Origin of the sequence: Rhizobium sp. Root491, assembly GCF_001427205.1 — a bacterium.
Classification (GTDB): Bacteria; Pseudomonadota; Alphaproteobacteria; order Rhizobiales; family Rhizobiaceae; genus Agrobacterium; species Agrobacterium tumefaciens.
Window position 1 is genome coordinate 852,161 of record NZ_LMFF01000012.1, and the last position, 7,914, is coordinate 860,074.

Annotated in this window: 6 protein-coding genes; 2 read left to right on the plus strand and 4 right to left on the minus strand. The window is 58.9% G+C overall.

Going from position 1 to position 7,914, the window contains the following annotated elements; all coding sequences use genetic code 11:
* Positions 1-122 precede the first annotated feature (122 nt).
* From hutU to hutI, 4 genes are read right to left on the minus strand one after another with little or no spacing between them, the layout of a single operon-like run.
* Positions 123-1,796, minus strand: a complete 1,674-nt coding sequence (hutU, locus tag ASD46_RS14960) for a urocanate hydratase (RefSeq protein ID WP_025595291.1) — start codon at positions 1,794-1,796, stop codon at positions 123-125.
* Positions 1,793-2,611: an N-formylglutamate deformylase gene (gene hutG, locus ASD46_RS14965; protein WP_060642497.1), complete on the minus strand. Its 819-nt coding sequence runs from the start codon at positions 2,609-2,611 to the stop codon at positions 1,793-1,795. The genes hutU and hutG overlap by 4 nt, the downstream gene beginning before the upstream one ends.
* Position 2,612: 1 nt before the next feature.
* Entirely contained in the window at positions 2,613-4,148 is a 1,536-nt protein-coding gene (hutH, locus tag ASD46_RS14970; RefSeq protein WP_060642498.1) for a histidine ammonia-lyase, read from the minus strand.
* Positions 4,145-5,404, minus strand: coding sequence for an imidazolonepropionase (gene hutI / locus ASD46_RS14975; protein ID WP_060642499.1), 1,260 nt, complete (start codon positions 5,402-5,404; stop codon positions 4,145-4,147). Before hutI ends, hutH begins: the two co-directional genes overlap by 4 nt.
* 115 nt (positions 5,405-5,519) lie before the next feature.
* Between hutI and ASD46_RS14980 the strand changes: the two genes are divergently transcribed.
* Complete coding sequence (locus ASD46_RS14980; RefSeq protein ID WP_025595287.1) at positions 5,520-6,866, plus strand: formimidoylglutamate deiminase; 1,347 nt, start codon at positions 5,520-5,522, stop codon at positions 6,864-6,866.
* 48 nt (positions 6,867-6,914) lie between these two features.
* Positions 6,915-7,640: a histidine utilization repressor gene (hutC, locus tag ASD46_RS14985; RefSeq protein ID WP_025595286.1), complete on the plus strand. Its 726-nt coding sequence runs from the start codon at positions 6,915-6,917 to the stop codon at positions 7,638-7,640.
* Positions 7,641-7,914 lie beyond the last annotated feature (274 nt).

The window sequence follows — 7,914 nt, forward strand, 5'->3', positions numbered from 1 at the left end:
GCCGCCGACAGCGGCGTCGAAACTGATGCGGCACCGCTGTCGGCACTGTACGATGGGTGGATCGCGGCTCTCTTCCCGGATCAGATAAACGGCGCAGCCTGAAGACTGCGCCGAGTTTTTCTTTAGTTACCGAGAATGCCGGGCAGTCGCAGACCCTGCTCTTTTGCGCATTCCACGGCGATTTCGTAACCGGCATCGGCATGGCGCATGACGCCGGTTGCCGGGTCGTTCCACAGTACGCGCTCTATGCGGCGGGCCGCGTCATCGGTGCCGTCGCAGCAGATGACCATGCCGGAATGCTGGGAAAAGCCCATGCCGACACCGCCGCCGTGGTGCAGGGAAACCCATGTCGCGCCGGATGCGGTATTGAGCAGCGCGTTCAGCAGCGGCCAGTCGGATACGGCATCCGAACCGTCCTGCATGGCTTCGGTCTCGCGGTTCGGCGAGGCGACGGAGCCGCTGTCGAGGTGGTCGCGGCCGATGACGATCGGAGCGCTGAGCTCGCCGTTCTTGACCATTTCGTTGAAAGCAAGACCGAGACGATGGCGATCACCAAGGCCAACCCAGCAGATACGCGCCGGCAGGCCCTGGAAGGCGATGCGCTCGGCGGCCATATCAAGCCAATTGTGCAGGTGCTTGTTGTCGGGCAGCAGTTCCTTCACCTTGGCGTCGGTCTTGCGGATGTCTTCCGGATCACCCGATAGTGCCGCCCAGCGGAACGGGCCGACGCCGCGGCAAAACAGCGGGCGGATATAGGCCGGAACGAAGCCCGGGAAGGCGAAAGCGTTTTCCAGCCCTTCTTCTTTTGCCACCTGGCGGATATTGTTGCCGTAGTCGAAAGTCGGAATGCCCATGTCCTGGAAGGCAATCATCGCTTCGACATGTTCGCGCATTGAGGCACGGGCAGCTTTTTCGACGGCTTTCGGGTCGCTCTCGCGCTTTTCCTTCCACTTGGCCATCGTCCAGCCCTTCGGCAGATAGCCGTTGATCGGGTCGTGCGCCGAGGTCTGGTCGGTTACCATGTCTGGACGGATGCCGCGGCGGACCATTTCCGGCAGGATTTCAGCGGTGTTGCCGAGCAGGCCGACGGACTTTGCCTCACCGGCGGCGGTCCAGCGCTCAATCATCTCCATCGCCTCATCAAGAGTTTCGGCGCGGGCATCGACGTAGCGGGTGCGCAGACGGAAATCGATCGAATCGGGATTGCATTCAATGGCAAGGCAGCAGGCACCGGCCATCACGGCGGCAAGTGGCTGGGCGCCGCCCATGCCGCCAAGGCCGCCGGTCAGAACCCATTTGCCTGTGAGATCGCCATTATAGTGCTGGCGACCGGCCTCCACGAAGGTTTCGTAGGTGCCCTGCACGATGCCCTGACTGCCGATATAGATCCACGAACCGGCGGTCATCTGGCCGTACATGGCAAGACCCTTTTTATCCAGCTCGTTGAAATGATCCCATGTCGCCCAGTGCGGCACGAGGTTGGAGTTGGCAATCAGCACGCGCGGCGCATCCTTGTGGGTGCGGAACACGCCGACCGGTTTACCGGACTGGACCATCAGCGTTTCGTCTTCGTTGAGATCGCGCAGGGTAGCGACGATCTTATCGAAATCCGCCCAGGTGCGGGCGGCACGGCCGATGCCACCATAAACCACCAGCTCGTGCGGGTTCTCGGCCACTTCAGGATCGAGATTGTTCATCAGCATGCGCAGCGGCGCTTCTGTCATCCACGATTTCGCGGTCAGCTCGGTTCCACGCGCAGCGCGTACGTCGCGGATATTGTGACGAGGATTGGTCATTTGGTTCCCCTTTTGGTGTGTGCGAGTGTCAGCGCAGTCGTTTCGATGCGCGTGAGAATGTCTTTCAGGTGGATACGAAGCTTGGTGGCCTTGGCGTCGTCATAGGCAAACGGCGGTGCCTCTGTCGTTAGATGGGTGGATTGCGCCAGTTCCATCTGGATGGCGTGCACTCCGGTTTCGGGCTTTCCGTAGTGGCGTGTCGTCCACCCACCCTTGAAGCGACCGTTGAGAATGCTGGTGTAACCTTCTGCCGCAGCGGTCGCTTCGACCGCCATTGTCTCGATGGCTGGGTCGCAGGTCCTGCCCATATCCGTACCGATGTTGAAATCCGGCAGCTTGCCTTCGAACAGGAACGGGATATGCGAGCGGATCGAATGGCAATCATAGAGAATGGCGATGCCGTGAATGGCCTTAACCCGCTCGATTTCCGCGGCAAGGGCTGCGTGATAGGGCGCATGAAACGTTTCCAGCCGAGAGACTATGTCGTCCTGATTCGGTTCCTGCCCCTCATTCCAGATCGATTTGCCGTCGAAATCGGTTTCCGGAACAAGGCCTGTGGTGTTTTGTCCTGGATAGAGGCTAACGCCTTCAGGATCGCGGTTGGCATCGATCACATAACGATGAAAGGTGGCGCGAACCGTCGTCGCGTTGGGGAGCAGATCCGCGTAGAGACCGTGAATATGCCAGTCGGTGTCGGCAAGCATCTTGCCGTTGTCGTTCAAGCGTTGCCAAATCGCTGCCGGAACATCGGTGCCGGTGTGGGGCAGGCCGAGAATGACGGGCGATGTGCCTTCTTTAATATCGAAGACGCGCATCTCACGCCTCCAGCTTCGGAAGAATGCCGTCGGAAATCACGGACACAAGAGCGCCGGTAGCAACAAGGTCGGATGCCGCCTTCAGATCCGGCGCCATATAACGGTCCTCTTCCAGTGAAGGGATCGCCTGACGCAGCACGGCGATTGCCTTTTGCAGCTCAGGACTGGTTTTCAATGGCCCACGCAGCTCAACGCCCTGAACCGCCGAAAGCGCCTCGATGCCGAGGATGGCGAAAAGGTTCTCCGTCATCGGTAGCAGGCGGCGCGCGCCGTGGCAGGCCATGGAGACATGGTCTTCCTGATTGGCTGAGGTTGGCGTCGAATCGACCGAAGCCGGATGAGCCATCTGCTTGTTCTCGCTCATCAGCGCAGCGGAGGTGACTTCGGCAATCATCAGGCCGGAATTCAGCCCCGGTTTTTTCGATAAAAATGCCGGAAGGCCATAGGATAGAGCCGGATCGACAAGCAGCGCCACGCGGCGTTGCGCGATCGCGCCGATTTCGCAGATGGCAAGCGCCGTCTGGTCGGCGGCAAATGCCACCGGTTCAGCGTGAAAGTTGCCCCCGGATACAACGGAATTGTCGGAAAGGACCAGCGGATTGTCCGTCACGGCATTGGCTTCGATTTCAAGCGTGCGGGCTACCTGTCGCAGAAGATCGAGGCAGGCGCCGTCCACCTGCGGCTGGCAGCGGATGCAATAGGGATCCTGAACGCGCTCGTCGCCTTCGATATGGCTGACACGGATTTCGGATCCTTCCAGCAGGTTGCGCAGTGCAGCCCCCGCATCGATCTGGCCCTTGTGGCCGCGCAATGTGTGAATATCGGGATGGAACGGAGCCGAAGAACCCATGGCGGCATCGGTGGAAAGCGCACCTGTTATCAGCGCTGCCTGTGCCGCGCGGTGAGCGCGGAAAAGACCGGCAAGCGCCAGCGCCGTCGAGGTTTGCGTGCCGTTGATCAGCGCCAACCCTTCCTTGGCGGCGAGCACGACCGGGGTCAGCCCGGCTCTAGTGAGAGCTTCGCCGGCGGGCAGAAGCGTACCTTCATAGAAAGCCTCGCCTTCGCCCATCATCACGGCGGCCATATGGGCAAGCGGTGCGAGATCGCCCGACGCTCCGACCGAACCCTTTTCCGGAATGGAAGGGATGACACCCTTTTCCAGCATGTCCTCAATCAGCCGCACCAGTTCCAGCCGCACGCCGGAGGCGCCGCGACCAAGCGAAATCAGCTTCAGCGCCATGATCAGGCGCACGACATTTTCCGGAAGCGCCGCACCGACGCCGCAGCAATGCGACAGGATGAGGTTACGCTGCAGCGTCGCAACATCGGCTGCGTCGATCTTGATCGAGGCGAGTTTGCCGAAACCGGTATTGATGCCATAGACCGGCGCATTGCCGGCGGCGATCTCGGCGATGCGGGCCGCTGCTTTTTCTATGCCGGCATCGAACGAACGGTCGAGTTTCGCTGTGCCGTTATCCCAGTAGATTGCGGCAAGTTCAGCAAGGGTCACATTGCCGGGGTGAAGCGTGATAGTCATGTAGAAACCTTCTGTCCCTTGAAAATGCGGGCGTGGAGCGGGTTGAAGCCGATGCGGTAGACAAGTTCAGCCGGGCGTTCGATATCCCAGATGATGAAATCAGCGGATTTTCCTGCTTCCAGCGTGCCGGTTTCCGCAAGCAGGCCGAGCGCCTTTGCGGCATTGCGTGTGGTCGCCGTCAGGCATTCCTCCACCGTCATGCGAAAAAGCGTGGCACCCATATTCATGGTCAGCAACAGGGAAGTCAGTGGTGAGGTGCCAGGATTGCAATCGGTAGCCAGCGCGATGTCAGCGCCTGCATCGCGCAGGGCCTGAACCGGGGGCAGCTGTTTTTCCCGGAGCGCGTAAAAGGCCCCGGGCAGAAGCACGGCCACCGTTCCTGCTTTAGCCAGTGCTTTTGCACCGGCCTCATCAAGATATTCCAGATGATCGGCGGAAAGCGCACCGTAGGATGCGGCAAGCTCCGTACCGCCGAGGTTGGAAAGCTGTTCGGCATGCAGCTTGACGGGGAGACCGTACTGTTTTGCCGCCTCGAAAACCCGGGTGATTTCCTCAACGGAAAAGGCGATGCCTTCGCAAAAACCGTCAACCGCATCCGCCAGTCCTTCCGCATTGGCTTTTTCCAGCCCCGGCAGAACCACGTCCATAATGTAGTCGGCGTTACGGCCCTTATATTCGGCCGGTGTCGCATGCGCGGCCAGGTAGCTGGTGACGATTCTAACGGGCCGTAGTGTCTCAAGTTTGCGGGCGACGCGCAGCATTTTCAGTTCGGTTTCGATATCAAGACCGTAACCGGATTTTATTTCGAGGGTCGAGACACCCTCCGCCAGAAGCGTATCCAGACGGGGCAATGCCTGTGCCACCAAAGCCTCTTCCGAGAGGGCGCGCGTGTCGCGTACCGAAGAAACGATACCACCGCCCGCTTTGGCGATCTCCTCATAGGTCGCGCCATTGAGGCGCATTTCGAATTCCATGGCGCGGTTGCCGCCGAAGACCAGATGTGTGTGGCAGTCTATCAGGGCCGGGGTGATCCAGCGTCTCTCACAATCGGTTATCTCGTCGGCCGTTGCCAGGTCGGCGGGCAGATCGCTTTCGGCGCCGGCAAAGACGATGCGGTCGTTGCGTATGGCAATGGCAGCATTTTCGATAGCGCCGATGCCATCCATGGTAGGATCAAACGTCGCCAGCCGGGCATTGCGCCACAATGCGGTAGTGTCACCCGTCGCCATTCCCTTTGTATATTTGTTCCCTGGCATTTGCTTTTCGCCTTTCTTTTATGTGCCAAATGTATATACATAATAATCATGTTGGCAAGCCGTAATTTCGTATGCGACGTGGCCTTGTCAGAAGAGATCAAGAGGAGAGGGTGGCATGACGGTAATTCACGCGGGCGCAGCACTTCTGGCCGATGGGTGGGTGCAAGATGTTCGCATCCACTGCAGGGGCGGTGCTGTTTCATCCGTCGAAACCGGTGTTTCTCCGCAGCCGCAGGATGAACGGCATGCCGTTATCGTGCCAGCCATGCCCAATCTCCACAGCCATGCCTTTCAGCGGGCCATGGCAGGGCTTGCTGAAATTCGCGGACCTGCCGATGACAGCTTCTGGAGCTGGCGCACGGTCATGTACAAGTTCGCGCTGTCAATGACACCGGATCATGTCGAGGCGGTTGCTGCCCAGCTTTATATGGAAATGCTGGAAGCCGGTTTTGGACGGGTCGGTGAATTTCATTACCTGCATAACGATATGGATGGTTCGCATTACGGCAATATCGCCGAAATGGCCGAACGTATCGGTGCCGCCGCCTCGCAAACGGGGATCGGCCTGACTTTGCTGCCGGTATTTTATGCGCATTCCGGTTTCGGCGGTCAGCCGCCGATCGACGGTCAGAAACGTTTCATCCATTCGCTCGACAGTTACGAAAGGCTCATGCAGGGCGCCCAAGCCGTGGTGAATGGGCTTCCCGGTGCAACGCTCGGCATCGCGCCACACAGTCTCCGTGCCGTAACTGGTGAAGAACTGGCGGCGATCGAACCGCTGGCGAAAGGCGGCCCGATCCACATTCATGTGGCGGAGCAGGTCAAGGAAATCGAGGACTCGCTCGCCTTTTCAGGTGCGCGGCCGGTGGAGTGGCTTTTGCAGAATGCACCGGTCGATGATCGCTGGTGCCTTATCCATGCGACGCATATGACGGAAGCCGAAACCCGCCGCATGGCAAAAAGCGGTGCCGTTGCCGGCCTTTGCCCCATCACCGAGGCCAATCTTGGCGACGGCATCTTCCCCGCTCCCGGTTTCATCGCGGAAGGCGGCCATTACGGTGTCGGTTCGGATTCCAACATTTTGATCTCCGTGCCGGAAGAATTGCGGATGCTCGAATATTCGCAGCGCCTGTCGCTTCGGGCGCGCAATGTCATCGCCGATGCCGGCCGTTCCACGGGCGAGAAACTGTTCCAGCAGGCGCTTCAAGGCGGTGGCAGGGCGCTGGATTCAAAAAATCAGATAGAAGCGGGAAAAAGCGCTGATTTTGTCGCGCTTGATTGCTCGGCCGTTCCCCATCTTCCGGCATCCCAGATTCTCGACCAGTGGATGTTCGCGAGTAGCGTCCATGTCGATACCGTCTGGGTGCGCGGTAAAAAACTGGTGCAAGCGGGCCGGCACGTCCATCGCCATGAAATATCGGATCGCTTCAACAAGGTCATGGCCGAACTTGTCGATAGCTGATATGCGCTCGATAGGAACGACATCGAGCCGTTGGAAGGCATTGCGGACGTGACGAAAGCATCGGCCGGGCAAACCCTGCACCAGCGAATCCTCGGCGATATCGAGGGCCGGATCGTATCGGGCGAATGGCCGCCGGGTCACCGGTTGCCTTTCGAGGTTGATCTCGCCGCCCACTACGATTGCTCCCGCATGACCGTCAACAAGGTCATGGGCCAGCTTGTGAAGGCCGGCTTGATCGAGCGCCGCAAGAAATCCGGCAGTTTCGTCCGCCAGCCGCAGATCCAGTCCGCGGTTCTCGAAATCCACGATATCAGGGCGGAAGTCGAATCCCTTGGCCTGGAATATGGCTTCAAGGTTCTGAAGCGCACGCAGCGTGTCGCAAAGCGTGAGGATCGGACAAGTCTCGATATTGCCATTGGTACATCGCTGCTCGATATCGTCTGCATTCATTTTGCGGGCACGCGGGAATTCTGTATCGAGCAGCGTCTCGTCAATCTGGCAACCGTTCCCGATGCCGCTGAAATCGACTTCACGGAGATTGCACCCGGACCCTGGCTGCTTGGCCATGTTCCCTGGAGCAATGCCGAACACCGCATCAGTGCCGAAACGCCTTCGAAAGATGTGGCACGCCTGTTGGGTATCTCCGACAGGCAGGCCTGCCTTGTCGTGGAGCGGCGCACATGGAGCAATTCGGGTGCCGTCACCTATGTACGCTTCACCTATCCCGGCAATGCGCACGCTCTGGTCGCCCGTTTCAGCCCGTCTTCCGAATAAGACTGGGAAGGGCGCAATGCCTGCAATGCCCAAGAGAGCGCCCTCGTCGTGGTAGGAAAAGTCCTAGCTCCCGTCATGCAGCTCCGAAACGTTAAAATCTGTTAGTTTGTATGACTAATTTCAAACTATCCTTTAAAATCAATACTTTGAATGTTTTTTTTAGAATTTGTATTTTGGTGTGTTGACTTGTTTGAGGGTGATCTCTTATAAGTCCGCTCACTGAACGAGGGCGGCGGCGCTGCTGGCGACGAAGTCTTTCGTTCTAAAGAAATCA